Annotated in this window: 26 protein-coding genes; 22 read left to right on the top strand and 4 right to left on the bottom strand. The window is 71.9% G+C overall.

Annotated features, from left to right (window positions below; translation table 11 throughout):
* Positions 1 to 5 precede the first annotated feature (5 nt).
* Together DB033_RS14050 and DB033_RS14045 are read left to right on the top strand one after the other, a co-directional pair.
* The gene (locus tag DB033_RS14050) at positions 6 to 1,100 is read left to right on the top strand and encodes an ABC transporter permease (protein ID WP_240615906.1); all 1,095 of its coding nucleotides are present in this window, start codon (positions 6 to 8) and stop codon (positions 1,098 to 1,100) included.
* The gene (locus DB033_RS14045) at positions 1,097 to 2,884 is read left to right on the top strand and encodes an ABC transporter ATP-binding protein (RefSeq protein WP_111767583.1); all 1,788 of its coding nucleotides are present in this window, start codon (positions 1,097 to 1,099) and stop codon (positions 2,882 to 2,884) included. Before DB033_RS14050 ends, DB033_RS14045 begins: the two co-directional genes overlap by 4 nt.
* 27 nt (positions 2,885 to 2,911) lie before the next feature.
* On the opposite strand, the gene DB033_RS14040 is transcribed toward DB033_RS14045, so the two are convergent.
* Positions 2,912 to 3,547 carry a PH domain-containing protein gene (locus tag DB033_RS14040; protein ID WP_157970693.1) on the bottom strand — a complete coding sequence of 212 codons (636 nt, stop codon included), beginning with the start codon at positions 3,545 to 3,547 and terminating at the stop codon, positions 2,912 to 2,914.
* A gap of 363 nt (positions 3,548 to 3,910) precedes the next feature.
* Between DB033_RS14040 and DB033_RS14035 the strand changes: the two genes are divergently transcribed.
* From DB033_RS14035 to dapC, 8 genes are all read left to right on the top strand, one after another.
* On the top strand, positions 3,911 to 5,590 hold the full coding sequence (locus tag DB033_RS14035; protein WP_205843902.1) for a peptide ABC transporter substrate-binding protein: 1,680 nt from the start codon (positions 3,911 to 3,913) through the stop codon (positions 5,588 to 5,590).
* A gap of 187 nt (positions 5,591 to 5,777) precedes the next feature.
* Positions 5,778 to 6,704, top strand: coding sequence for an ABC transporter permease (locus tag DB033_RS14030; protein ID WP_111767580.1), 927 nt, complete (start codon positions 5,778 to 5,780; stop codon positions 6,702 to 6,704).
* The gene (locus DB033_RS14025; protein WP_240615905.1) at positions 6,697 to 7,695 is read left to right on the top strand and encodes an ABC transporter permease; all 999 of its coding nucleotides are present in this window, start codon (positions 6,697 to 6,699) and stop codon (positions 7,693 to 7,695) included. The genes DB033_RS14030 and DB033_RS14025 overlap by 8 nt, the downstream gene beginning before the upstream one ends.
* Positions 7,692 to 9,440 carry a dipeptide ABC transporter ATP-binding protein gene (locus DB033_RS14020; protein WP_111767579.1) on the top strand — a complete coding sequence of 583 codons (1,749 nt, stop codon included), beginning with the start codon at positions 7,692 to 7,694 and terminating at the stop codon, positions 9,438 to 9,440. The genes DB033_RS14025 and DB033_RS14020 overlap by 4 nt, the downstream gene beginning before the upstream one ends.
* 83 nt (positions 9,441 to 9,523) lie before the next feature.
* Positions 9,524 to 10,366, top strand: a complete 843-nt coding sequence (gene mshB, locus DB033_RS14015; protein WP_111767578.1) for an N-acetyl-1-D-myo-inositol-2-amino-2-deoxy-alpha-D-glucopyranoside deacetylase — start codon at positions 9,524 to 9,526, stop codon at positions 10,364 to 10,366.
* Positions 10,363 to 10,941, top strand: coding sequence for a hypothetical protein (locus DB033_RS21150; protein ID WP_205843901.1), 579 nt, complete (start codon positions 10,363 to 10,365; stop codon positions 10,939 to 10,941). The genes mshB and DB033_RS21150 overlap by 4 nt, the downstream gene beginning before the upstream one ends.
* Positions 10,942 to 11,077: 136 nt before the next feature.
* Entirely contained in the window at positions 11,078 to 11,404 is a 327-nt protein-coding gene (gene fdxA, locus DB033_RS14000) for a ferredoxin (RefSeq protein ID WP_157970692.1), read from the top strand.
* A gap of 2 nt (positions 11,405 to 11,406) precedes the next feature.
* Positions 11,407 to 12,504, top strand: a complete 1,098-nt coding sequence (gene dapC / locus DB033_RS13995; protein ID WP_240615904.1) for a succinyldiaminopimelate transaminase — start codon at positions 11,407 to 11,409, stop codon at positions 12,502 to 12,504.
* Positions 12,505 to 12,559: 55 nt separating this feature from the next.
* On the opposite strand, the gene dapD is transcribed toward dapC, so the two are convergent.
* Together dapD and DB033_RS13985 are read right to left on the bottom strand one after the other, a co-directional pair.
* Positions 12,560 to 13,504 carry a 2,3,4,5-tetrahydropyridine-2,6-dicarboxylate N-succinyltransferase gene (dapD, locus tag DB033_RS13990; protein ID WP_111767575.1) on the bottom strand — a complete coding sequence of 315 codons (945 nt, stop codon included), beginning with the start codon at positions 13,502 to 13,504 and terminating at the stop codon, positions 12,560 to 12,562.
* A gap of 24 nt (positions 13,505 to 13,528) precedes the next feature.
* Positions 13,529 to 14,518 (bottom strand): hypothetical protein, encoded by a 990-nt coding sequence (locus DB033_RS13985; protein ID WP_111767574.1) that lies wholly within the window; start codon positions 14,516 to 14,518, stop codon positions 13,529 to 13,531.
* Positions 14,519 to 14,605: 87 nt separating this feature from the next.
* On the opposite strand from DB033_RS13985, the gene dapE reads away from it, so the two are divergent.
* The 12 genes from dapE (at position 14,606) to DB033_RS13930 (ending at position 23,962) form a co-directional block, all read left to right on the top strand.
* A complete protein-coding gene (dapE, locus tag DB033_RS13980; protein ID WP_111767573.1) occupies positions 14,606 to 15,673 on the top strand; it encodes a succinyl-diaminopimelate desuccinylase in 1,068 nt (355 codons plus the stop codon).
* A 121-nt stretch (positions 15,674 to 15,794) separates the two neighbouring features.
* Entirely contained in the window at positions 15,795 to 16,562 is a 768-nt protein-coding gene (locus DB033_RS13975; protein ID WP_420814075.1) for an LOG family protein, read from the top strand.
* Positions 16,563 to 16,679: 117 nt separating this feature from the next.
* A complete protein-coding gene (gene aroC / locus DB033_RS13970) occupies positions 16,680 to 17,873 on the top strand; it encodes a chorismate synthase (protein ID WP_111767571.1) in 1,194 nt (397 codons plus the stop codon).
* Entirely contained in the window at positions 17,870 to 18,412 is a 543-nt protein-coding gene (locus tag DB033_RS13965) for a shikimate kinase (protein WP_240615902.1), read from the top strand. The genes aroC and DB033_RS13965 overlap by 4 nt, the downstream gene beginning before the upstream one ends.
* A complete protein-coding gene (gene aroB / locus DB033_RS13960; RefSeq protein WP_111767570.1) occupies positions 18,409 to 19,524 on the top strand; it encodes a 3-dehydroquinate synthase in 1,116 nt (371 codons plus the stop codon). Before DB033_RS13965 ends, aroB begins: the two co-directional genes overlap by 4 nt.
* A 66-nt stretch (positions 19,525 to 19,590) precedes the next feature.
* The gene (locus DB033_RS13955; protein ID WP_111767569.1) at positions 19,591 to 20,664 is read left to right on the top strand and encodes a M24 family metallopeptidase; all 1,074 of its coding nucleotides are present in this window, start codon (positions 19,591 to 19,593) and stop codon (positions 20,662 to 20,664) included.
* A gap of 44 nt (positions 20,665 to 20,708) precedes the next feature.
* Positions 20,709 to 21,272 (top strand): elongation factor P, encoded by a 564-nt coding sequence (efp, locus tag DB033_RS13950; protein ID WP_111768308.1) that lies wholly within the window; start codon positions 20,709 to 20,711, stop codon positions 21,270 to 21,272.
* Positions 21,273 to 21,347: 75 nt separating this feature from the next.
* The gene (nusB, locus tag DB033_RS13945) at positions 21,348 to 21,767 is read left to right on the top strand and encodes a transcription antitermination factor NusB (protein ID WP_111767568.1); all 420 of its coding nucleotides are present in this window, start codon (positions 21,348 to 21,350) and stop codon (positions 21,765 to 21,767) included.
* Positions 21,768 to 22,169: 402 nt separating this feature from the next.
* A complete protein-coding gene (locus tag DB033_RS20760; RefSeq protein ID WP_157970691.1) occupies positions 22,170 to 22,307 on the top strand; it encodes a hypothetical protein in 138 nt (45 codons plus the stop codon).
* A complete protein-coding gene (locus DB033_RS13940; protein ID WP_111767567.1) occupies positions 22,304 to 22,897 on the top strand; it encodes a PRC-barrel domain-containing protein in 594 nt (197 codons plus the stop codon). The genes DB033_RS20760 and DB033_RS13940 overlap by 4 nt, the downstream gene beginning before the upstream one ends.
* The gene (locus tag DB033_RS13935) at positions 22,897 to 23,328 is read left to right on the top strand and encodes a PRC-barrel domain-containing protein (protein ID WP_111767566.1); all 432 of its coding nucleotides are present in this window, start codon (positions 22,897 to 22,899) and stop codon (positions 23,326 to 23,328) included. The genes DB033_RS13940 and DB033_RS13935 overlap by 1 nt, the downstream gene beginning before the upstream one ends.
* A gap of 79 nt (positions 23,329 to 23,407) precedes the next feature.
* Positions 23,408 to 23,962 carry a hypothetical protein gene (locus DB033_RS13930; protein WP_111767565.1) on the top strand — a complete coding sequence of 185 codons (555 nt, stop codon included), beginning with the start codon at positions 23,408 to 23,410 and terminating at the stop codon, positions 23,960 to 23,962.
* 229 nt (positions 23,963 to 24,191) lie between these two features.
* Here the strand turns inward: DB033_RS13930 and bldD are convergent, their stop codons facing one another.
* On the bottom strand, positions 24,192 to 24,674 hold the full coding sequence (gene bldD, locus DB033_RS13925; RefSeq protein ID WP_111767564.1) for a transcriptional regulator BldD: 483 nt from the start codon (positions 24,672 to 24,674) through the stop codon (positions 24,192 to 24,194).
* Positions 24,675 to 24,854: the final 180 nt, after the last annotated feature.

The following is a 24,854-nucleotide window of genomic DNA, read 5'->3' as shown; positions in this document are numbered from 1 at the left end:
TGCAGATGAGCAGCCCGTACGACCCGAACGACCGCGCCGACGGCGCGGTCGACCCGCTGGAGCCCGACGCCGTCCCGTTGGGCACGCCGGCCGCCGGCACGGATCCGCACGTCCCGGAGACCGAGCGGCAGATGACCTCGCTGGTCACCCTGGACACCGAGACCGCCGGCCCGGCGGTCTCGGCCGGTGCGGTCACCGCCGCCCAGTCCGAGCTGCGCCTGGTGGTGCGGCGGTTCCTGCGGCACCGCGCGGCGATGGTCGGGCTGGTGGTGCTGGTCCTGATCGTCCTGCTGGCCTTCACCTCGATCGGCTGGGGACCGCTCCCCGGCTGGTGGAAGCAGTCGTACCTGACCTTCGAACCCAGGTTGACCAACGGCGGCGAGCCGACCCTGCAGCTGTGGCCGTTCTCCCTCGGGGACCACCCGTTCGGACAGGACACCTCCGGGCGCGACTACTTCGCGCTGGCCATGCGGGGGATGCAGCAGTCGATCATCATCGCGCTGCTCGTCGGGATCGTCTCGACGGTCATCGGCACCGTGGTGGGCGCCCTGGCCGGGTACTACCGCGGCTGGGTCGAGGGCGTGCTGATGCGCATCACCGACGTGCTCATCACCATCCCGCTGATCGCGGTCGCGGCGGTGGTCGTGAACAAGATCGGCGGCGGCGGCGTGCTGCTGCTCGGCGTCTTCCTGGGCCTGCTGACCTGGACCGGACTGGCCCGCATCGTCCGCGGTGAGTTCCTGTCGCTGCGGGAGCGGGAGTTCGTCGACGCCGCTCGCTCCGTCGGGGCCTCGAGCCCCCGCATCATCTTCCGGCACATCCTGCCCAACACCATCGGCGTCATCACGGTGTCGGCGACGCTGGCCATCTCCGGCGCCATCCTGCTGGAGACCGCGCTGAGCTTCCTCGGGTTCGGCGTCAAACCGCCGGACACGTCGCTCGGCCTGCTCGTGCAGATCAACCGGCAGGCGATCGACGCCCGGCCGTACCTGTTCTGGTGGCCGGCGGTGTTCATCGTGGTCATCTCGCTGGCGATCAACTTCATCGGCGACGGCCTCCGCGACGCGTTCGACCCGAAGCAGACGAGGTCCAAGGCATGAACCGGCCGTTCGGTTTCCGCAAGCAGGGTGCCGAGGGGCCGGCCACCGAGGCCGGTGGCCCGGTGCTGTCGGTCCGCGATCTGGGGGTCGACTTCCGGGTCGGCGGCGAGTGGGTGATGGCGTCCCAGCACGTCAACTTCGACATCATGCCGGGCAAGGTGCTCGCGGTGGTGGGGGAGTCCGGCTCGGGCAAGTCGGTGACCTCGATGGGCATGCTCGGCCTGTTGCCCGCCAACGCGCGGCTGTCCGGCAGCGCCAAGATCCGCGGCGCCGAGCTGATCGGCGCTCCGGAGCCGGCGCTGCGGCGGATCCGCGGCAGCGAGATCGGGCTCATCTTCCAGGAGCCGATGACCGCGCTGAACCCGGTGCTGTCCGTCGGCTACCAGGTCGCGGAGGTGCTGCTGTCCCACCAGGACATCAGCCCGTCGAAGGCACGCGAGCGGGCCGTGGAGCTGTTCACCCTGGTCGACCTGCCCGACCCGGCCGGCCGCTACGACCTCTACCCGCACCAGCTGTCCGGCGGCCAGCGGCAGCGGGTGATGATCGCGATGGCGATCGCCTGCGATCCGGTGCTGCTGATCGCCGACGAGCCGACGACCGCCCTGGACGTCACCGTGCAGGCGGAGATCCTCGATCTGCTCCGCGACCTGCACCACCGCCTCGACTCGGCCATCCTGCTCATCACCCACGACATGGGCGTGGTCGCCGACCTGGCCGACGACGTCGTGGTGATGCGCCACGGCGACATCGTCGAGCACGGACCGGTACGGGAGATCTTCGCCCGTCCGCAGGTCGACTACACCCGGGACCTGCTCGCCTCGGTGCCGCACCTGGGTGCCGACATCGCTGCGACCAGCGTCCGGGAACCATCGAGGAACGACACCGCGGCCGCCGCCGATCCTGGCCCGGTACCGGCGCTGTCCGTGCGCAACCTGGTGCTGGAGTACACCGGCCGCGGCCGGGTGCCGGCCTTCCGGGCCGTCGACGACGTCTCGTTCAGCGTCGCCCCCGGTGAGGTGATGGGCCTGGTCGGCGAGTCCGGGTCGGGCAAGACCACGATCGGCCGCTCGGTGGCCGGGCTGCTGCCCATCTCCAGCGGGAGCGTGTCGGTGGGCGGCGTCGAGCTGTCCGGACTGAGTCAGAAGCAGTTGCGTCCGTTGCGGCGCAAGGTGGCCATCGTCTTCCAGGACCCGGCCGCCTCCCTCAACCCGCGCATGAGCATCGGCGAGTCCATCGGAGAGCCGCTGTACCTGCACGAGAAGCTGCGCCGCAGGGACCTCGACCGCCGGGTCGAGGCGTTGCTGGAGTCGGTGCGGCTGCCGCACCAGTACCGCAACCGCTACCCGCACGAGCTGTCCGGCGGGCAGCGCCAGCGGGTCTCGATCGCCCGGGCCCTGTCGCTGGGTCCGGAGCTGCTGGTCGCCGACGAGCCGACCAGCGCGCTGGACGTCTCGGTGCAGGCGCACGTCCTGGAGCTGTTCAAGGACCTGCAGCAGCAGTACGGCTTCGCCTGCCTGTTCGTCAGCCACGACCTCGCGGTCATCGAGATCGTGGCGCGCTCGATCGCCGTGCTGCACCACGGCAAGGTCGCCGAGTACGGCACCCGTGAGGAGATCCTGCTCGACCCGCAGGACGACTACACGCGGCGGCTGATCGCCGCGGCACCGGTGCCGGACCCCGACGAGCAGCAGGCCCGCCGCTCCGAGCGCGCCCGGCTGCTGGCCGCCGGCGCCGACGAGGAGCCCGACGCCGCCGCCGTGGCGCGGGGGTCGCTGTTCACCTGACCGCGACGGGGGCGGGACGGACCCGGATCAGGCCAGGACGAGGACCAGCGCGGTGGCCGCGGCGGTGACCAGGACGGCGGCCAGCACGCCGCCGGCCCACCGGACCTGCACGGCACGCGCGGCGGCCGGGTCGGCAGGGGCGGCGCCGGGCGACCAGAACCGGCGGATCAGCGCCGCGGCCGCCCCGGAGTCGCTGCGCAGGGTGGCGCTGGCCGGGATCGGACCGTCGGCGTCGCTCCAGGCGACGGTCTTCAGGTCGGCGGGGGTGGTCCGCGCGGTGGACAGCCGCGACGACGCGGGCGCGGCCCACGCCGCGTACCGACGACCGCCGGCCGACAACGTCAGGGCGTACCGGGTGTCCACCGCCTCCAGGGCCGGCCACGGCACCGTCACGTCCCGGAACACGTTGCGCAGCACCACGCCGTCCGGTCCGACGGCCACCAGCGGCCGGGTGCACGTCGCGTAGACCAGCACGCACAGCAGCGCGAGGGGCGGCAGCTGGACCAGCAGCGACCGCCATCCGGCGGTCGCTGCCGCAGCCAGCCAGGCGACGGTCACCAGCACCCACAGCGCGCTGACCACCATCCCGACCGGGGGCCGGAAGACCCGGGTGGCGCCGAGCCGCGCGGCGGTGCGGTCGGACCAGCGGTTCAGGATGCGCACCGGTCCATGGTGACACCGGTGTCGCGGGCACCGGACCTCCGCGGCGGCGGGCGGCAGGGCCGGGGTGCGGCCCGTCGACGGGCCCGCGTCATGCGCCGGAAAGATTCCTGCGGCACGCTGGCCCGGTACCGGTCGACCCGGACGGTGCACTCCCCGCGGCCAGGGTCGTCGAAATGACCGGTTGTGCATGGTTCGGCGGCCCGACAACCCCCGTTCGGGAACGTCCGGAGCCGTGGCTGACCCTTCCGGCACAGCTTCGCGGCCCAATTGTTACCGCGCGGTAGGTTGGTCGGCCGGTAAAGGTACATAGTGAGCAAGGCGTAAATCCGCGCCGTGCAGCCATCCACCCGAAGAGGAGGATCCGTGGGGCACACCCCGAGATCTGTCTTACTCAGGACCGTCGCCGTCATCGTCGGCACCAGCCTCGTGCTGACGGCCTGCGGCAGCAGCAACGACAACAGCAACACCACGACGAGCACCTCGTCCAGCGATAGCGCCGCCGGCTCCGGCGGTGCCGGCTCCGGTGGAGCCACCACGGGCATCGTCACCGCCCTGGGCTCCGAGCCGCAGAACCCGCTGGTCCCGACCAACACCAACGAGGTCGGCGGCGGCAAGGTCCTCACCTCCATCTTCGCGGGCCTGGTGTACTACGACGCCGAGGGCGCCCCGCAGAACGAGGTCGCGGAGTCCATCACCTCCGACGACTCCCAGACCTGGACCATCACGCTCGAGCCGGGCTGGACGTTCACCAACGGCGAGCCGGTCACCGCGAACTCCTTCGTCGACGCCTGGAACTACGGCGCGCTGGGCACCAACGCGCAGCTGTCGTCCTACTTCTTCGATCCGATCGAGGGCTTCGCCGAGGTCAACGCCGAGACCCCGACCGCGCAGACGCTGTCCGGTCTGACCGTGGTCAGCGACACCGAGTTCACCGTCAAGCTGGTCTCCCCGCAGTCGGACTTCCCGCTGCGCCTGGGCTACTCGGCCTACATGCCGCTGCCGAAGGCGGCGTTCGCCGACATGGCCGCGTTCGGTGAGAACCCGATCGGCAACGGCCCCTACAAGCTGCAGGCCTGGGACCACGGCAACTCGATCAGCCTGGTGCCGAACGAGACCTACACCGGCGACCGCGTGCCGCAGAACGGCGGCCTGAACCTGGTCTTCTACGCGACCAACGACGCCGCCTACGCCGATGTGCTGTCGGGCAACCTCGACGTCATCGACCAGCTGCCGCCGAGCGCACTGACCACCTTCGAGTCGGACCTGGGCGACCGCGCCGTCAACCAGCCGGCCGCGATCTTCCAGTCCTTCACCATCCCGCAGAACCTGCCGCACTTCGGTGGCGACGAGGGCAAGCTGCGCCGGGAGGCCATCTCGATGGCCATCAACCGCGACGAGATCACCTCGGTCATCTTCAACAACACGCGCACCCCGGCCAAGGACTTCACCTCGCCGGTCATCGCCGGCTACTCCGACTCGGTCCCCGGCAACGAGGTGCTGACCTACGACGCCGACGCCGCCAAGGCCAAGTGGGCCGAGGCCGACGCCATCGCCCCGTGGAGCGGCTCCTTCACCATCGCCTACAACAGCGACGGGCCGCACAAGGAGTGGGTCGACGCGGTCAGCAACAGCCTGAAGAACACGCTGGGCATCGACGCCTCGGGCGTTCCGTTCCCGTCGTTCGCCGACATCCGGACGCAGATCACCGATCGCACCATCACCGGCGCGTTCCGCAGCGGCTGGCAGGCCGACTACCCGTCGATGTCGAACTTCCTCGGGCCGCTCTACTACACCGGTGCCGGCTCCAACGACGGTGACTACTCCAGCGCCGAGTTCGACAAGCTGATCGACCAGGCCGCCGCCGCTCCCGACACGGAAGCGGGCACCGCGCTGTACCAGCAGGCGCAGACCGTGCTGTTCAACGACCTCCCCGCCATCCCGCTCTGGTACCAGAACGTCGACGGCGGATCCGCGGACACGGTCGGCAACGTGACGTTCGGCTGGGACAGCGTCCCGCTGTACTACGCCATCACCAAGGAGTAACAAGGACCCGGCGGTCGGGCGGGTGTGTCGCCCGCCCACCGCCGATCCAGCAACGCCCGCCACGCGCGGGTCTGCCGCGGGGTGGTCCGTCACCTGTCAACGGTGACGGGCACCCCGCGGTGTGCTGTGCAGCATCCAGCGTGCCTGTGAGGCCTCCGGGCCCGGTTCCAGACGGAGGTGTCGGCTCATGTGGTGGTACGTCGGGCGGCGGTTGATCGCCTCGATCCCCGTGTTCATCGGGGCCACGTTGTTGATCTACGCGATGGTCTTCCTGCTCCCGGGTGATCCGGTGGCGGCGCTGTTCGGTGACCGGCCGGCCAACCCGGCCACGGTCGCGGCCCTGACCGCCCAGTACAACCTGGACAAGCCGTTCATCGTGCAGTACCTGCTGTACCTCAAGGGTGTGCTCACCCTGGACTTCGGCACCAACTTCGCCCAGCGCCCGGTCATCGACCTGATGGCGCAGGCGTTCCCCACGACCATCAAGCTCGCCCTGATGACGCTGGCCTTCGAGGCCGTCCTGGGCATCGTGGTGGGGGTCATCGCGGGGCTGCGCCGTGGGGGCGTCTTCGACTCGACCGTGCTGATCCTGAGCCTCGTCGTCATCGCGATCCCGGTGTTCGTGCTCGGGTTCGTGCTGCAGTTCCTGTTCGGCATCAAGCTCGGCTGGGTGGAACCCACGGTGGGAGCGGACGCCACGTTCGCGAAGCTGATCCTGCCGGCCATCGTGCTGGGGTCGCTGTCGCTGGCCTACGTCATCCGGCTGACCCGGCAGTCGATCTCGGACAACCTCAACGCCGACTTCGTCCGGACGGCCCGCGCCAAGGGCATCAGCAACCGGCGGGTCATCTCGGTGCACGTGCTGCGCAACTCGATGATCCCGGTGGTCACCTTCCTCGGCGCCGACCTCGGCTCGCTGATGGCCGGCGCGATCGTCACCGAGGGCATCTTCAACATCCAGGGCATCGGCCGCCTGCTCTACGACTCCATCCGACGCGGCGAGTCCACCGTGGTGGTGTCGGTGGTGACCGCCCTCGTGCTGGTCTACGTGATCAGCAACCTCATCGTCGATCTGCTGTACGCAGCCCTGGACCCGAGGATCCGCTATGTCTGACCCGCTGTTCCCCTCCACCCCGCAGGCGCCGTTGATGTCGACCGGTTCGGCCGGCCCGCGCGCGGGGCAGACGCACTACCTGGCCGACCTGGAGGAGACGCCGCTGCTGGCCACGGACGCGCTCACCAAGGAGTCCGCGCCCAGCAGCCTCTACCGGGACGCCTGGAAGGCGCTGCGCAGGAACCCGATCTTCGTCGTCTCCGCACTGCTGATCCTGTTCATCCTGTTCGTGGTCTTCTTCCCCGGGGTGCTGACCAGGAACGACCCCCGGTTCTGCGAGCTCGGCAACAGCCTCGCGCCGAGCCGCAGCGGCCACCTGTTCGGCTTCGACAAGCAGGGCTGCGACATCTTCTCCCGGGTCGTCCACGGCGCCCGCGCCTCGGTCACCGTGGGTGTGGCGACCACCGCGGCCGTGGTCCTGATCGGCGGCACCTTCGGCGCCCTGGCCGGGTTCTACGGCGGCTGGTTCGACGCCATCCTGTCGCGCATCACCGACATCTTCTTCGCCGTGCCGCTGATCCTGGCCGCCATCATCTTCATGCAGATGTTCCGCGGCTCGAACACCGTGTGGCAGGTCGTGGCCGTGCTGGCCGCGTTCGGCTGGCCGCAGATGGCCCGCATCACCCGCGGCGCGGTGATCTCGGTGAAGAACGGCGAGTTCGTCACCGCGGCCACCGCACTCGGGGTCAGCCGGTTCCGCAACCTGCTGCGGCACGTGCTGCCCAACGCCCTGCCGCCGATGATCGTCACCGCCACCGTGTCGCTGGGCACCTACATCGTCGCCGAGGCCACCCTGTCGTTCCTCGGGCTCGGCCTGCCCGGCTCGGTGATGAGCTGGGGCAACGACATCTCCGCGGCGCAGACGTCGCTGCGCAACGCGCCAGCCGTGCTGCTGTACCCGTCGGCCGCGCTGGCCCTGACGGTGCTCAGCTTCATCCTGCTCGGCGACGCCGTCCGCGAAGCCCTCGACCCCACCCAGAGGAAGCGATGACCGACACCACTCCGTCGCTCACCAAGGGCGGGCGCGGCGCCCCCGACCGTTCGACCCCGCTGTTGGAGATCATCGACCTGGACGTGAAGTTCACCGCCGCCGAGGGCGAGGTGCACGCCGTCCGGCAGGCCAACCTCACCGTCTACCCCGGGCAGACGGTGGCGATCGTGGGGGAGTCCGGGTCGGGCAAGTCCACGACCGCGCTGTCGGTGATCGGGCTGCTGCCCGGCAACGGACGGGTCGCCGGCGGGCAGATCCTCTTCGAGGGCCGCGACATCGCGCACGCCTCCCCGAAGGACATCGTGGCACTGCGCGGGGACTCCATCGGCCTGGTCCCACAGGACCCGATGACCAACCTCAACCCGGTCTGGCGCATCGACCACCAGATCGCCGAGGCACTCACCGCCAACGGCCTCGGCCGCGGCCGGGCGGCCAAGGCGCGGGCCGCCGAGCTGCTCGAGGAGGCCGGCCTGCCCGACGCCAAACGGCGGGCGCGGCAGTATCCGCACGAGTTCTCCGGGGGCATGCGGCAGCGGGCGCTGATCGCGATCGGGCTGGCGGCGCGACCCAAGCTGCTGATCGCCGACGAGCCGACCTCGGCGCTGGACGTCACCGTCCAGCAGCAGATCCTGACCCACCTCGACGAGCTGACCTCCGAGCTGGGCGTCGCCGTCCTGCTCATCACCCACGACCTGGGGCTGGCCGCCGAGCGCGCCGAGCACCTGGTGGTGATGTACAAGGGCCAGGTCGTGGAGAGCGGACCGGCCCGGGAGATCCTCGCCTCGCCGCGGCACCCGTACACCAGGCGCCTGGTCGCGTCGGCGCCGTCGCTGTCGTCGCGGCGCCTGCAGTCCGCGCACGCGGCCGCCGCCGACGTCGCGGTGGAGAAGCTGGACGTCGGGGAGGTGCGGGCCGAGGCGACCGCGCTGCCGGCGGCGGCGGCGGTGGACAACGTCATCGTGGTGGAGAACCTGACCAAGGAGTTCTCCATCCGGGGCGGCCGGCCGGGGGCGGGCTCGAAGTTCCTCGCCGTCGACGACGTCTCGTTCACCGTGCCGCGCGGCACCACCACCGCCATCGTGGGCGAGTCCGGTTCGGGCAAGTCGACCATCGCCCAGATGGTGTTGCGGCTGCTCGAGCCGACGCGCGGCCGGGTGATCATCAACGGCCGGGACATCGTCGGGCTGTCCACGCGGGAGATGTTCGCGCTGCGCCGCAAGATGCAGCCGATCTTCCAGAACCCGTACGGCTCGCTGGACCCGCAGTACTCGATCTTCCGGATCATCGAGGAGCCGATGCGCACGCACCGCATCGGCGACCGCAGGAGCCGGGAGGCCAAGGTCCGCGACCTGCTGGACAAGGTGTCGCTGCCGGCGTCGGCGATGCGGCGCTTCCCCAACGAGCTCTCGGGTGGGCAGCGGCAGCGCGTCGCGATCGCCCGGGCGCTGGCGCTGGACCCGGAGGTCGTGGTCTGCGACGAGGCGGTGTCGGCGCTGGACGTCCTCGTCCAGGCGCAGGTGCTGGAGCTGCTCAACGACCTGCAGGCCGAGTTCGGCCTCAGCTACCTCTTCATCACCCACGACCTCGCGGTGGTCCGGCAGATCGCCGACGACGTGCTGGTGATGCAGAAGGGCAGGCTCGTCGAGCGCGCCACCACCGACGCGATCTTCGACCACCCGCAGCAGGAGTACACCCGGGCGCTGCTCGACGCGATCCCCGGGGCGTCGTTCGAGATGGGCCGCTGACCGGCCGTCAGGGCCCCGGCTCCCGCGTGGAGCCGGGGCCGTCGCGCGTCCGGCGTCCGCGGCGCGCGCCCTAGGCTGGGTCCATGAGCCACCGACTCCTCGCGGTGCACGCCCACCCCGACGACGAGTCGATCACCATGGGCGGCACCCTGGCCCGGCACACCGCCGCCGGCGACCGGGTCACGCTGGTGACCTGCACCCTCGGCGAGGAGGGGGAGATCATCCCGCCCCACCTCGCGCAGCTCGCCGCCGACCGCGCCGACCAGCTCGGCGGCTACCGGCACGGTGAGCTCGAGGCCGCCTGCCGTGCCCTGGGGGTCGTCGACCACCGCTACCTCGGGGGGATCGGCGGCCACCGCGACTCGGGCATGGCCGGCTCACCCGCACACCGGCACCCGCGGGCGCTGGTGCACGCCGCCGCGGGGGCGCCCGGCTTCGAGGCCGCGGTCGGCGAGCTGCTGGCGGTGCTCGACGAGCTGGCTCCCGAGGTCGTCCTGAGCTACGACGCGGACGGCGGCTACGGCCATCCGGACCACATCGCCGCGCACCAGATCGCCCGCGAGGCGGCCCGCCGGGCCGGGTCGGTGCGACGGTTCTTCGCCGTCGTGCGACCCGCGGACGTGGTGCGCGACGCCCTCGCCGGGTTCGTCCCCGCCGCCGGGTACACCGCGCCGGTGGCCGCGGACCTGGGCTTCGCCGTGACCGCGGACCGGGTCGACGTGGCCGTGCCGGTGGTCGGTCTCCGCGCGCGCCACCGGGCGGCGCTGGCCGCCCACGCCACCCAGATCGACCTGCTGCCGGACGGGTTCGCGTTGTCCAACCGGATCGCCCAGCCGGTGCTGGACGTCGAGTACTTCAGCCTGCTGGACGGCGAGCCGCTGCCCGCCGGTCCCGCCGGTGACGACCTGTTCGCCGGACTCGCGTGAGCACCCCCGCCACCCCCACCGCGCCGGACGGCACCCCGGCCGCGCCGGACGGCATCCCGGCCGCGCCGGACGGCACCCCGGCCGCGCCGGGCGACACTGCGTCCCCGACACCGACGTCGTCCCCGGGCGCGGCCCGGCTCGACCGGGTGATCGTGGGCTGGCTGACCCTGCTGGTGGTGATCGGCACCCTGTACGCGGTGCTGTTCCTGCCGCTGTACCTGGGCGTGGTGCCGGTCCCGGTGAGCGCGCTGCTCGGTGCGGGGGTGGTGTTCCTGGCGATCCGGCTGAGCTACCGGCTGACCGGGTCGATGCTCGCCGCGCTCGCTCCCGCGCTGGGGTGGCTGGTCGCCGCGGTGTACCTGAGCTTCTCCCGGACGCTGGGCTATCCGCTGGTCATCGGCGACTGGCGCGCGACCCTACTGCTCGGCGTCGGCGCGCTGGCGGCGGCGGTGGGCGTCGGGCTCTCCTGGGGGGCGCACCAGCTCGCGATGGTCGCCCGGACGCGCGCCGGTGACGGCGTCCGGCCGCCGGATGTGCCCGGGGTCACCACGCAACGCACACCGGCCGAGCACTGAGGGTGCCCCGTCCGGTCGGTCGCCCCACCACGGGCGGGTCATACTGGAAGGGCTCTGACCCGCATTCCGGTGAATCCGGACCGACGCGGGCGGGTGTGGTGACCGAAGACCCCGAGCTTGTGTGTGGAGCCCCGCCGTGACCTATGTGATCGCCGAACCGTGCGTCGACGTCCTCGACCGTGCCTGCGTCGAGGAGTGCCCCGTCGACTGCATCTACGAGGGCGACCGGATGCTGTACATCCACCCCGACGAGTGCGTCGACTGCGGCGCCTGCGAGCCGGTGTGCCCCGTCGAGGCCATCTTCTACGAGGACGACGTCCCCGAGCAGTGGAAGGACTACTACCGGGCGAACGTCGACTTCTTCGACGACCTCGGCTCGCCGGGTGGTGCCTCGCGGACCGGGAAGATCAACAAGGACGACCCGATGATCGCGGCCCTGCCGCCGATGGGCGAGGGGCACTGACGGTGCCCGGTTGGGAGACGCGGCTGCCGGCCTTCCCCTGGGACAGCCTCCTGGAGGCCAAACAGCGGGCCGGTGAGCACCCCGGCGGTCTCGTCGACCTGTCCATCGGGACCCCGGTCGACCGGGTCCCGCACGCGGTCCGCACGGCGCTGGCCGCCGCGAGCGACTTCCCGGGATACCCGACCACGCAGGGCACCCTCGCCCTGCGGGAGTCGTATTCGCGGTGGTTGGCGCGCACCCACGAGGTGCCCGACCTGGATCCGTCCGCCGTGCTCCCGACCATCGGCAGCAAGGAGCTGGTCGCCGGGTTGCCGTTCCAACTGGGCCTCGGGCCGACCGACACCGTCGGCATCCCGGAGCTGGCCTACCCCACCTACGAGGTCGGGGCCCGGCTCGCCGGCTGCCAGCTGGTGCGGCTCGACCACCCGGCGCAGTCCGGGTCCACGCACGTGTCGCTGCTGTGGCTCAACTCGCCGTCCAACCCCACCGGCGCGGTGCTCAGCGCCGAGCAGCTGCGCAAGATCGTCGGCTGGGCGCGGGCCCACAACACCATCGTGGCCAGCGACGAGTGCTACATCGACCTCGGCTGGGACTCCCAGCCCATCTCGATCCTGTCGCCCGCGGTCAGCGGCGGCGACCACACCGGCCTGCTGGCCCTGCACTCGCTGTCCAAGCGCAGCAATCTGGCCGGCTACCGGATCGGCTTCGTCAGCGGTGACCGCACCCTGGTGGACCGGCTGCTCCAGGTGCGCAAGCACATGGGGCTGATCACGCCGGGGCCGATCCAGGGTGCGGCGATCGCGGCGCTGGACGACGACGGTCACGTGATGGCCGAGCGGTCACGCTACGGGCAACGGCGGGCGGTGCTCATGGAGGCGCTGTCGGACGCGGGCTTCCGCATCGACCACTCCGAAGCCGGGCTGTATCTGTGGTGCACCCGCGGCATGAGCGCCGACGCCACCGTCGGCTGGTTCGCCGATCGCGGCATCCTGGTCGCGTCCGGGGCCTTCTACGGGCCGTCCGGGGCCTCGCACGTGCGGGTGTCGCTGACCGCCGCCGACGAGCGGGTCGCCAGCGCGGCCGAGCGCCTCGCCGCCTGAGTCATCGCCGACCGGCCACGGCGGCGGGCCGGGCGCCGCGCGCCGCCGTCGGTCCCTACTGCCCGGCGTGCAGGACGGCGTTCAGCCCACCCCAGGAGCCGGACCGCGGCACGGCCTCCACGGCGCCGCTGAGCGAGTTCCGCCGGAACAGCAACCCGGCCACCCCCGACAGCTCGCCGGCCTTGACCGTCCGCTTGCCGTCCGGGTCCTTCAGCGTCAGCTTCGTTCCGGCGGTGACGTACAGCCCGGCCTCCACGACACTGTCGTCGCCCAGCGAGATCCCGATACCGGCGTTGGCGCCCAGCAGACACCGCTCGCCGATCGACACGACCTCCTTGCCGCCGCCGGACAGCGTTCCCATGATCGAGGCGCCGCCACCGATGTCGCTGCCGTCGCCGACCACGACGCCCTGCGAGATCCGGCCCTCGACCATCGATGTGCCGAGCGTGCCGGCGTTGAAGTTGACGAAACCCTCGTGCATGACGGTGGTCCCGGCGGCCAGATGGGCGCCGAGCCGGACCCGGTCGGCGTGGGCGATCCGGACCCCGGCGGGCATCACGTAGTCGGTCATCCGGGGGAACTTGTCGACTCCGGTCACGGCCAGCCGCACACCCGCCCGCAGCGCCCGCAGCCGCACGGCCTCGACCGCCGCCGGCTCGACCGGGCCGAGGGAGGTCCAGACGTTGTTCGGCAGCAGGCCGAACAACCCCTCCAGGTTGACCGTCCGCGGCCGGACGAGCCGTGCCGACAGCAGGTGCAGCCGCAGGTAGGCGTCGGCGGTGGAGGTCGGCGCGTCGGCGAGTGACGCGATCACCGTCGTCACCACCCGCAGGCTCACCTCCCGGACGGCGTCGAACCGCTCGGCCTCGCCGAGGTCGGGCTGCGCGACCGGGTCGGAGCCGAGCGTCGGCGCCGGGTACCAGACGTCGAGCACGACGTCCTCGGCGGTCACGGTGGCCAGTCCGATGGCGGACGCGCCGCCGGTCACGAGATCAGTCATGCGGGAAACCCTATCGGGGTGCGGTCACCCGGCCAGCGTGACGCGGACCCGACCGGCCGGGGCCGCCGGGTCGAGCGCACCCCAGGCGTGGTCGAACCACAGCCGGTCGGCCACCGCGACGTGCGAGACGCCGGCGCCGGTGGCGTGCGCGACCGTCCACGCGGCGACCACCGCGGCGCTGCGGCCGGCGTCCAGCCCGCCGATCGACGCGTCGACGGTCGCGGTCCGCCCGTCGTCGGCCAGCCCGGCGACGGTCAGCCCGCCCAGCTCGGCCTGCGCCTCGGCGATCAGCGTCGCCAACCCGGGCACCGCGGCCTCCACACCGGCCACCGCCGGACGCCCGGGGGTGTCGGCGGTGGGCGCGACGGCGCCGGCCCGGCAGTCGACCAGGCCGGGCTCGGCCGACGAGAGCGCCACGGTCAGCCGCGACGCGGCCGGTTCCCACTTCGCGTAGGCGTCCGGGAACCCGGAATACTGCACCGCCTGCGCGGCGTCGGTGAGCGACAGGCCGGCCCAGTCGGGCACGTCGAGCAACGCGTCGTAGAAGGCGTTCGACGCGTACACCGGGTCACCGATCTCGGCGACGGAGCCCCAGCCCTGGCTCGGCCGCTGCTGGAACAGGCCCAGCGAGTCCCGGTCGCCGTCCGGCAGGTTGCGCAACGACGACTCCTGCAGGGCGGTGGCCAGCGCGATCACCCGGGCCCGGTCGGGCAGCTCGCGCAGCAGCCCGACGGCGTTGATCGTCGACGCGTGCTGCAGCTGCACCGCGTCCAGGGTCAGCGCGGCGGTGTTGGGGATCTCGGCCACGGTCCCGGTGGCCGACAGCACGACCGAGGACTCCGAGAGCGCGAGCGTGGTTGCGGGTGCGGCGGCCGTGAGCGCCACCGTGCACTCCGCGCCGGCGCCCGTGACGGAGGCCCCGGCGTCGCGGACGAACGACACCGCGACCCATCCGACGCCGACCACCAGGGCGGTGATCGCGCCGAGCAGGACGAGCGTGCCCGTGCGTGTCATGGCCCCGACGCTACCGGCGGCGGTCCCGGCATCCGGCCCGGCGCGGTCCCGAGGGAGCGTTCGGCACCCGCCAGTAAGGTCGGTCCGATGACGACCCCGGCAGCCCTGGACCTCACCGCCGACCCGGACGACCTCACCGCCACCCTGGTCGACATCGCGTCGGTGTCGGGCACCGAGGAGCCGCTGGCCGACCTGATCGAGGCCGCGCTGCGGGCGTTGCCGCACCTGGAGGTCCTGCGCAGCGGCAACGCCGTGCTGGCCCGGACGCACCTGGGCCGGGCCACCCGGGTGATCCTGGCCGGCCACATCGACACCGTGCCGATCGCCGACAACGTGCCGTCCCGCAGCGAGGGCGACCTCATCCACGGCTGCGGCACCACCGACATGAAGTCCGGCGACGCGATGATGCTGCACCTGGCGGCCACGCTGCCCGAGCCGTCCCGGGACCTGACGTTCGTCTTCTACGACTGCGAGGAGGTCGAACACGAGCGCAACGGCCTCACCCGCATCGAGCGCGAGCTGCCCGACTGGCTGACCGGCGATCTTGCGATCCTCGGGGAGCCCACGAACGGCGCGGTCGAAGCCGGCTGCCAGGGCACCGCCGCCGTCGAGGTCCGGCTGTCCGGCCGCCGCGCGCACTCGGCCCGCTCGTGGCTCGGCAGCAACGCCATCCACGCCGCCGCGCCGGTGCTCGCCCGGCTGGCGCAGTACCCCGGCCGGGACGTCGACATCGACGGCTGCGTCTACCGGGAGGGACTCAACGCCGTGCGCATCAACGGCGGGGTGGCAGGCAACGTCATCCCCGACGAGTGCGTGGTGCAGGTCAACTTCCGGTTCGCACCCGACCGTGACGCCGACGACGCCCTGGCGTTCGTCACGACGTTCTTCGACGGCTTCGACGTCCGCGTGCTCGACGTCGCCCCCGGCGCACGGCCCGGACTGTCCGCACCCGCGGCGGCGGAGTTCGTGGCCGCCGCCGGGGGCACCGCGGTGGCCAAGTACGGCTGGACCGACGTGGCGCGTTTCGCAACATTGGGAATACCGGCGGTGAACTACGGCCCGGGCGATCCGTCGCTCGCGCACACCCGGGAGGAACATGTCTCCCGACAGCAGATCCGCGAGATGGCCGCGGTCCTGCGCACCTTCTTCAGCTGACCTGACGAGCCGACCCGAACGGATGCCCGTGCCCCACGACCAGAACCCGACCGATGCGCAGGACGCGGCCGTCGCCGCCAACGCGCAGGCCCAGACCGCGGCCTCCGACGGCGATCCGAAGCTGCGCGCCGACACCGACGGCGAGCCCCGTCCGGAGCGTTTCCGCGGTCCGGTCGTGCTGCGCGGCGACCAGCGCATCCAGACCTCCACCACCGACGAGCGGCTGCTGGACACCCGCGGCCCGAGCGACTGGGTGCACACCGACCCGTGGCGGGTCTTCCGCATTCAGGCCGAGTTCGTCGAGGGCTTCGGGTCGCTGTCCAACCTGCCCCGCGCGGTCTCGGTGTTCGGCAGCGCCCGCACCCCGCGCGACCACCCGCAGTACGAGACGGCGCGCAGGATCGGCGCCGCGCTGGTCGAGGCCGGCTACGCGGTCATCACCGGTGGCGGCCCCGGGATCATGGAGGCCGCGAACTGCGGTGCCAAGGACGCCGACGGGATGAGCGTCGGGCTGGGCATCGAGCTGCCGTTCGAGCAGGGGATGAACCAGTACGTCGACCTGGGCATCAACTTCCGGTACTTCTTCGTCCGCAAGACGATGTTCGTCAAGTACTCGCAGGCCTTCATCTGCCTGCCCGGCGGCTTCGGCACCCTGGACGAGTTGTTCGAGTCGCTGACGCTGGTGCAGACGAAGAAGGTGACCAAGTTCCCGGTGGTGCTCTTCGGCACCGAGTACTGGGGCGGCCTCGTCGACTGGATCCGCAACTCCGTCCTCGCCGACGGCAAGATCAGCGAGAAGGACCTCGACCTCATCCACGTCACCGACGACGTCGACGACGCGATCCGTGTGGTCGACCAGGCGTGGAAGGCCTGGGAGGACGCGCACTGACCCGACGGCCGGAGATCCTGTGGCGGGTCGCCGTCGGCGCCGCGGTTCCTGCGGCGGGGTCGGTGGGGCAGGGCCGGCCGGATCGGGGCCACGAACATCCGTGGGACACTGGTCGGCGTGTTGAGGTGGATCACCGCAGGCGAATCGCATGGCCCCGCTCTTGTCGCCGTCCTCGAGGGGCTACCCGCCGCTGTCGAGATCACCTCCAAGGAGATCGCCGACCAGCTGGCCCGACGGCGCCTCGGCTACGGCCGCGGCGCGCGGATGAAGTTCGAGCAGGACGTGGTCACCATCCTCGGTGGCGTCCGGCACGGGCTCACGATGGGCGGCCCGATCGCCGTCCAGGTGGCCAACACCGAGTGGCCCAAGTGGAACCAGATCATGGCCAGCGACCCGGTCGACCCGGACGTGCTGGCCGGGCTGGCGCGCAACGCGCCGCTGACCCGGCCGCGTCCGGGCCACGCCGACCTCGCCGGCATGCAGAAGTACGGCTTCGACGACGCCCGCCCGGTGCTGGAACGGGCGTCCGCCCGGGAGACCGCCGCCCGGGTCGCGCTGGGCACCATCGCGCAGAACTTCCTCCGGCAGGTCGTCGGCGCCGAGGTCGTGTCCCACGTCGTCAGCATCGGTGAGGCCGACGCGGTCGACGGCCCGCTGCCCACCCCGGCCGACCGGGACGCCATCGACGCGTCCCCGACCCGCACCCTGCACCCCGACTCCACCGCGGCACTCTCGGCGGAGATCGACGCCTGCAAGGAGGACGGCGACACCCTCGGCGGCGTCGTCGAGGTGTTGGTCTACGGACTCCCCCCGGGGCTCGGCTCCTTCGTCCACGCCGACCGCAAACTCGATGCGCGGCTGGCGATGTCGCTGATGAGCATCCAGGCGATCAAGGGTGTGGAGATCGGCGACGGCTTCCGCACCGCCCGCCGCCGCGGCTCGCAGGCGCACGACGAGATCGACCCGCTGAACCCGGGAGTCCGCCGCCGCACGAACCGGGCCGGTGGCATCGAGGGCGGCATGACCAACGGCGAGGTGCTCCGGGTCCGCGCCGCGATGAAGCCGATCTCGACGGTGCCCCGCGCGCTGTCCACCTTCGACGTCAGCACCGGCGAGGTCGCCCAGGCCATCCACCAGCGCAGCGACGTGTGCGCGGTGCCCGCGGCCGGCGTCGTCGCCGAGGCGATGGTCGCGCTCGTGGTGGCCGAGGCCGTGGTGGAGAAGTTCGGTGGCGACTCGGTCGCCGAGACCCGCCGCAACCACCTCGCCTACCTGGAGACGATCGCCGGTACCGCTCCGGTCGATCGGTGACCGCGCACGAGCCGACCGACGGCGGACCGACCGGCCCGGTCGTGGTGCTGATCGGCGCGATGGGAGCCGGCAAGACCTCGGTCGCCCACGCCGTGGCGGCGAAGCTGCAGCTGCCCGTCCGCGACACCGACCACGACGTGGAAGCCGTCGCCGGCCGGCCCATCTCCGACATCTTCGTCACCGACGGCGAACCCGCGTTCCGTGCCCTGGAAGCCGCTGCGGTGGCCCGGGCCCTCACCGAGCACCGTGGGGTGCTCGCGCTCGGCGGGGGAGCGGTGCTCGCCGAACAGACCCGGACGCTGCTCGCCGGCCGGCCGGTCGTGCACCTGCACGTGTCGATGCCGCACGGCGTGCGGCGCACCGGGCTGAACACCGCCCGTCCCCTGCTCGCGGGCGTCAACCCGCGAGCCACCTACAAGGCCCTGCTGGAGGCCCGGTTGCCGATCTACCGTGGGGTGGCCGCCGTCGAGGTGGACACCGACGACCGCACCGTCGACGAGGTCGCCGACGCCGTGATCGCCTGGCTGGCGACCCGATGAGCACCCCCCAGCCGCCCGTCACCGTCCGGGTCGACGGGGCGTCGCCGTACGACGTGGTCATCGGCACCGGCCTGCTCGACGAGCTCATCGCCGCCACCGCCGGGGCCGGCACCGCGGCCCTGCTGCACCCGGAGTCGCTGAAGCTGACCGCCGAGGCCGTGCAGTCGGCGCTCGTCGACGCCGGTGTCAACACCCACCTGCTGGAGTTGCCCGACGCCGAGGACGCCAAGACGGTCGAGGTGCTGGGCTTCTGCTGGAAGGTGTTCGGCCAGATCAGCCTGGAGCGCCGGGACGTGGTGATCGGGATGGGTGGCGGATCGGTCACCGACCTCGCCGGTTTCGCCGCCGCGACCTGGCTCCGCGGGGTCCCGGTCGTGCAGGTGCCGACCACCCTGCTGGGCATGGTCGACGCCGCCGTCGGCGGCAAGACCGGCATCAACACCGACGCGGGCAAGAACATGGCCGGCGCCTTCTACGAGCCGGCCGCCGTGATCGCCGATCTGGCCACGCTGGAGTCGCTGCCGAAGCACGAACTGGTCGCCGGGCTCGCGGAGGTGGTCAAGGCCGGTTTCATCGCCGACCCGGTGATCCTCGACCTCATCCAGGCCGACCCCGAGGGGGCGGTCGACCCGACCTCACCGGTGTTGGCCGAGCTGGTGCGCCGGGCCGTGGCGGTCAAGGCCGCCGTGGTCGCGCAGGACCTCCGGGAGTCGAGCCTGCGCGAGATCCTCAACTACGGACACACCCTCGCGCACGCCATCGAGCAGCGCGAGAAGTACCGCTGGCGACACGGTGCCGCGGTCAGCGTGGGCCTGGTGTTCGCCGCCGAGCTCGCCCGCGCCGCCGGGCGACTGGACGACGAGACCGCCGACCGGCACCTCGAGGTGCTGCACCTGCTCGGCCTGCCGACCACCTACGACCCGGACGCGCTGCCGGAGCTGCTGAAGATGATGGGTGCGGACAAGAAGACCCGCGCCGGCGTGCTGCGTTTCGTGGTGCTCGACGGGCTCGCCAAGCCGGGCCGGCTGGAAGGTCCCGATCCGTCGCTGCTCGCCGCGGCCTACTCGGTGATCGCCGGGCAGAAGAAGCGCGGGACGACCATCTCGCTCTAGTCGGGTGGTGGGTCCGGGTGGTCGGCGGGATCGGGAGCCGGCCCGGGAGTCACTAGGGTTCCAGGGGTGTCGAACCATGCCGCCCGCCGTGCCGCCCTCCGTTCCCTGCTCGCCGCCGTCGAGGTGGAGGCGGTGCTCGTCACCGATCTGCTCAACATCCGCTACCTGACCGGGTTCACCGGGTCCAACGCCGCCCTGCTGGTCGCGGCCGGCGGGGACCATCGGAGCACCTTCTGCACCGACGGCCGCTACGTCACCCAGGCGGCGGCCCAGGTCCCGGACCTGCGGACGGTCATCGACCGGGCCTCCGCCCCGGCCCTGGTCCGGGAGGCCACCGGCCGGCTCGGCTTCGAGGCCGGTCACCTCACCGTCGCCGACCACACCCGGCTCGCCGCGATCGGCACCGCCCAGCTGGTCGCGACGAACGGCTTGGTCGAGCAACTGCGTGCGGTCAAGGACGCCGACGAGATCCAGGCGCTGCGCCGGGCCTGCGCGATCGCCGACGACGCCTTCGCCGCGCTGATCGCCGACGGCGGCATCCGGGCCGGCCGCACCGAGCGCGAGGTGGGCCTGGATCTGGACGAGCGGATGCGCCGCGGCGGCGCCGAGGACCCGGCGTTCGAGACCATCGTCGCGGCCGGCGCGCACAGCGCCATCCCGCACCACCGTCCCACCGGATCCATCCTGCAGCGCGGTGACCTGGTGAAGTTCGACTTCGGCGCCCGGTTCGACGGCTACCACTCCGACATGACCCGGACCGTGGTGCTCGGTGCGCCGCAGGCCTGGCAGCAGGAGATCCACGACGTCGTGCTGGCCGCCCAGACCGCGGCCGAGGAGCTCGTCGCGCCGGGCACCACCGGGCAGCAGCTGGACCGGGCGGCCCGCCGGGTCGTCGAGGAGGCGGGCTACGGGGACCGGTTCCTGCACGGGCTCGGCCACGGCATCGGCCTGGAGATCCACGAAGGACCGGCGGTCGCAGCGGCCGCCACCGGTACAATCGAGGCGGACATGGTCCTGACCGTCGAGCCCGGGGTGTACCTCGAGGGCCGCGGCGGCGTCCGGATCGAAGACAGCGGCGTGGTCCGCGCCTCGGGTTACGAGGTGCTCACGCTGACCGCCAAGAACTTGCTGGTGCTGTAGTTCAGTGCTGGCCGTGTGCAGCAGAAGGGTAAGTGGCGTCCGCCATGGCATCGACCAATGATCTGAAGAACGGCCTCGTCCTCAACCTCGAGGGCCAGCTCTGGACCGTCGTGGCGTTCCAGCACGTCAAGCCGGGTAAGGGGCCCGCGTTCGTGCGGACCACGCTGAAGCACGTGCTCACCGGCAAGCAGGTCGACAAGACCTTCAACGCCGGTCTCAAGGTCGACACCGCCACCGTCGACAAGCGCGACATGACCTTCCTCTACAAGGACGGCGCCGACTTCGTCTTCATGGACAAGGACACCTACGACCAGGTGACCGTGCCCGGTGCCGCCGTCGCGGGTGCTGCGGACTTCCTGCTCGAGAACAACGACGCCATGGTCGCCACCCACGAGGGCACCGTGCTGTTCGTCGAGAACCCGGTCTCGGTCGAGCTGGTCGTCTCCCACACCGACCCGGGCCTGCAGGGGGACCGCTCCACCGGCGGCACCAAGCCGGCCACCCTGGAGACCGGCGCCGAGATCCAGGTGCCGCTGTTCCTCAACACCGGCGACAAGATCAAGGTCGACACCCGCGACGGCCGCTACCTGGGTCGCGTCACCTCCTGACGCCGTGCTCGGCGGGACGACCCGCCCGCCGAGCCCCCGGTACCCCGTCACCGCAACAGAGAGCAGCACCCGCCGATGTCCGCCCGCAGCAAGGCCCGCAAGCGCGCGCTCGACGTCGTCTTCGCCGCCGACGCCCGCAACGTCGACCCCGTCACCCTGCTCACCGAGCGCGAGGAGACGGGCGAGTTGACCCCGATGGGCGAGTACGCCGAGCAGATCGTCCGGGGTGTCGCCACCCACTACCAGCGCATCGACGGACTCCTCGCCGAGCACTCGCAGGGCTGGGAGCTGCACCGGATGCCCGCGGTGGACCTCGCCGTGCTGCGCATCGCCGCGTGGGAGCTGCTCTACTCCGACGTGCCGGGCCCGGTGATCGTGGACGAGGCGGTCGAGCTCGCCAAGTCGCTGTCCACCGACAACTCTCCGCGTTTCGTCAACGGGGTGCTCGGCCGGCTGATGGGTATCGCCGGCAAGCTCCGGACCGCCCCGAACTGATCCCCGGTGGCCGACGCCGGTCCGCCGCGCCGTCCCCCGCGTCGTGTGTGGTGCCCGCCGGGTGCGTCCGCGGGGTCCGCTACCCCGGAAGCGGTGAAAACCCCGGGGGACGCCGGCCCTGCCGCCCGCGGTACCGGCTTCACCGCCGCTGCTGAGTGACGGCCCGACCCCGGCTTCCGCAGTGCGTCCGCCACCTCGGTCCTCGCAGCGACGACCGTCCCGGGCGGGGCCTCCGACCTGCGGTGACGTGAGCTGATTGACTGGTCCCGTACGCGGGCAAGTACCGGTCGGACCCGTCCGTCGTCACCCTCACGGGGCAGCCCGGGACGGGGGCCGGCCGGGGACATCCCGGTGCGACCGAACGGATCCGTCACAGCACGGCAGAGCAGAAGAGAGCGCGCGATGGACTGGTGGGTGTGGTTGATCATCGTGATCGTGGTGATCGCCGTGATCGTGGGCGGGATCATCGCCGTCCAGGCGAAGCGGCGCTCCGGCGGCGTCATCATCAACGACGGCAAGCGCAAGGGCGGCCGACGGTGAGCACGCTGCTGCGGGCCAGCGAGCTGGTCAAGATGCCGGTCGTCACCCACGGCGGTGAGGACGTCGCCCAGATCAAGGACATCGTGTACGCCGCGCACGGCGGTCACGTCGAGGCGTTCACCCTCGCCGGCCGCGGCCTGTTCGCCGGGCCGTTGAAGACCGCGCTGCCCTGGGCCCGGGTCGCCGGTCTCGGCAAGTCGGCGGTGGTCATCGAGTCCGAGGACGACCTGGTGCCCCTCGAGGAGGCACTGGCCGCCACCGCGCAGGACGGGCCCGGCCGCGGGGACGTGCTGAACTCGCAGGTCCTCACCGACCAGGGCACCGCGCTCGGCACCGTCAGCGACGTGGTCATCGGCATCCTCGGCGATCCGGCCAGCAGCCAGGCCGACGTCGTGGGCTACGAGATCCTGCCCGCCGAGACGATGAACCGCGGGAAGCAGCGTCTGCTCATCCCGTTGCCCGACACCATCGCCGCATCCGGTGAGCACCTGATGGTGCCCGCGTCGGCGAGCAACTACCTGACCGACGACCTGGCCCAGTTCGGGTCCGCGGTCGACGCGTTCCGCGCCCAGCTGGGAGGGCGGGTCTGATGCGGTTCTCCGAGGCCACCGGCCGCAAGGTCGTCAGCACCGCCGACGCGAGCACGGTTGGCACCATCTCCGGTTTCGTCGTCGACCCCGCCACGAAGAAGGTGGTGGCGGTGGCGCTGGGCAAGACCAGTGGACAGGGGACGATGCTGCCGTTCGGGAGCATCGCCGCCTTCGGCACCGACGCGGTGACCGTGGCGAGCGCCGACGCCGTCGTCGCCCCCGACGACCGGCTGACCGAGCTCAGCGCGAAGCAGCACACCATCCTCAAGAAGCGCGCGCTGACCACCGCGGGGGACGAGGTCGGCACCGTGCGCGACGTCGAGTTCGACCCCACCGACGGCAGCCTGGTGTCCATCCAGCTCGACGACCACACCTGGAACGGGCAGGGCCTCGTCGGCGCCGGCTCGTACGCGGTCATGCTCCGCCCCTGAGCTCCGCGGCAGCACCCGTCGGCCCCGGAGGCACCGCCTCCGGGGCCGATGCGCGTCCGGGGTGCGCCAGAATGCACGGATGACCACTGCCGGGACCACGCCGACCGGACGGGCCCGCGGGCGCCGTCCCCACTGGTCCGACGACCTCCCGCCGGCCACCGTCGGGACGATCCTGCGGGAGCGGCTCTACGGCAACATCGCGTGCCTGAGCACACTGCTGGTGCTGACCCAGCACGTCGGCGGGGACGCGACCGCCGGGTACGCGCTGCTGGACGTGGCCATCGCGACGGGCGGACTGTTCGGCGCGAGCCTGTTCGCCGAGTTCGTCGCCCACCTGGGGGTGCACGGCGAGCGGCTGCACCGGACCGACTGGCGGATCCTGCTCGGGACGTCCGGCCAGATCGTGCAGGCCGCGATGGCGCCGATGGTGCTGCTCGCGGTGTCGGCGGTGGGCTGGTGGGACTTCCACACCGCCCTGTGGACCAGCGTCTGGGTGCTGGTCGCCCAGATGGGCGTGTTCTCGTTCCTCGCCGTCCGCCGGACCGGGCTCTCGTGGTGGGGCCGCGGTCTGCTCATCGCCGCGATCGTGGCGTTCGGCCTCGTCGTCATCGGGGTCAAGACCCTCGCGCACTGACCGGCGGCCGGGAACCTCGCGCCCGGACCCATCGGGACCTCGCGCGGTGACCGGGCGGGCCCTCGCGTGACGGCCCACCGGACATTCCGCACCGACCGGACGTCCCTGCGCCGGACGTCCTGGAAGGCCACCACGGTCGGTGAGCGGCCGCGTCGGGGTGATCCGTTCGGGCGAAGCGGGCCCGACCGGCAGGAACCCGCGGCGGCACCCGGTCCCGCCGCCACCGTCCTCAGTGCAGCTCGGAACCTTCCGGCAGCACACCCCAGCGCACCAGCTGCTCGGTCAGGTCCTCGGGGGTCATGTCGTAGATGACTGCGAGTGACCGCAGATCCTCGGCCCGGATGGTCAGCACCTTGCCGTTGTAGTCGCCGCGCTGGGACTGGATGGCGGCGGCGTACCGGGCGAGCGGGCCGGCGAGATGGGTGGGCAGTTCACCCAGCCGCTGCAGGTCGATCTTGAGCTTGGGGGTGGCCGGTCCGCGGCGGGCACTGCGGGCGTCGGGCAGCAGTTCCGACACCGGAACCCCGTAGAACTCCGCGAGTTCGGCCAGCTTGGCCACGGTCACGGCGCGGTCGCCACGCTCGTAGGAGCCGACGACGACGGCCTTCCAGCGGCCGTCCGACTTGGCCTCGATGCCGTGTAGCGACAGGCCCTGCTGGGCGCGGATGGCACGGAGACGTGCACCGAGCGCACGTGCGTAGTTCTCTGACATGGCCGACCCTTCCACGCAGGCGACCGAACTGGTCACCGCACCCTCGCATTGTCGCATCAATGGTTACACACAGTACAGGCGACTCACGCATCGTTAGATGATTCGTGACAAAGTTTTCGGCTGGGTAGACTCCGGATCGCGGTTCCCGGATTCGGGGGCCGAGACATCCTTTAAGGCCGT

The sequence above is a fragment of the Nakamurella deserti genome (genome assembly GCF_003260015.1).
GTDB lineage: Bacteria > Actinomycetota > Actinomycetes > Mycobacteriales > Nakamurellaceae > Nakamurella > Nakamurella deserti.
This window is presented reverse-complemented; position numbering and strand designations above follow the sequence as displayed.

What these genes read in the sequence shown, in the direction of transcription:
- DB033_RS14050 (WP_240615906.1), top strand. Translation starts at nt 6, where the DNA reads ATGAGCAGCCCGTACGACCCGAACGACCGCGCCGACGGCGCGGTCGAC.
- DB033_RS14045 (WP_111767583.1), top strand. Translation starts at nt 1,097, where the DNA reads ATGAACCGGCCGTTCGGTTTCCGCAAGCAGGGTGCCGAGGGGCCGGCC.
- DB033_RS14030 (WP_111767580.1), top strand. Translation starts at nt 5,778, where the DNA reads ATGTGGTGGTACGTCGGGCGGCGGTTGATCGCCTCGATCCCCGTGTTC.
- DB033_RS14025 (WP_240615905.1), top strand. Translation starts at nt 6,697, where the DNA reads ATGTCTGACCCGCTGTTCCCCTCCACCCCGCAGGCGCCGTTGATGTCG.
- DB033_RS14020 (WP_111767579.1), top strand. Translation starts at nt 7,692, where the DNA reads ATGACCGACACCACTCCGTCGCTCACCAAGGGCGGGCGCGGCGCCCCC.
- mshB (WP_111767578.1), top strand. Translation starts at nt 9,524, where the DNA reads ATGAGCCACCGACTCCTCGCGGTGCACGCCCACCCCGACGACGAGTCG.
- dapD (WP_111767575.1), bottom strand. Translation starts at nt 13,504, where the DNA reads ATGACTGATCTCGTGACCGGCGGCGCGTCCGCCATCGGACTGGCCACC.
- DB033_RS13985 (WP_111767574.1), bottom strand. Translation starts at nt 14,518, where the DNA reads ATGACACGCACGGGCACGCTCGTCCTGCTCGGCGCGATCACCGCCCTG.
- dapE (WP_111767573.1), top strand. Translation starts at nt 14,606, where the DNA reads ATGACGACCCCGGCAGCCCTGGACCTCACCGCCGACCCGGACGACCTC.
- aroB (WP_111767570.1), top strand. Translation starts at nt 18,409, where the DNA reads ATGAGCACCCCCCAGCCGCCCGTCACCGTCCGGGTCGACGGGGCGTCG.
- efp (WP_111768308.1), top strand. Translation starts at nt 20,709, where the DNA reads ATGGCATCGACCAATGATCTGAAGAACGGCCTCGTCCTCAACCTCGAG.
- nusB (WP_111767568.1), top strand. Translation starts at nt 21,348, where the DNA reads ATGTCCGCCCGCAGCAAGGCCCGCAAGCGCGCGCTCGACGTCGTCTTC.
- DB033_RS20760 (WP_157970691.1), top strand. Translation starts at nt 22,170, where the DNA reads ATGGACTGGTGGGTGTGGTTGATCATCGTGATCGTGGTGATCGCCGTG.
- DB033_RS13935 (WP_111767566.1), top strand. Translation starts at nt 22,897, where the DNA reads ATGCGGTTCTCCGAGGCCACCGGCCGCAAGGTCGTCAGCACCGCCGAC.
- DB033_RS13930 (WP_111767565.1), top strand. Translation starts at nt 23,408, where the DNA reads ATGACCACTGCCGGGACCACGCCGACCGGACGGGCCCGCGGGCGCCGT.
- bldD (WP_111767564.1), bottom strand. Translation starts at nt 24,674, where the DNA reads ATGTCAGAGAACTACGCACGTGCGCTCGGTGCACGTCTCCGTGCCATC.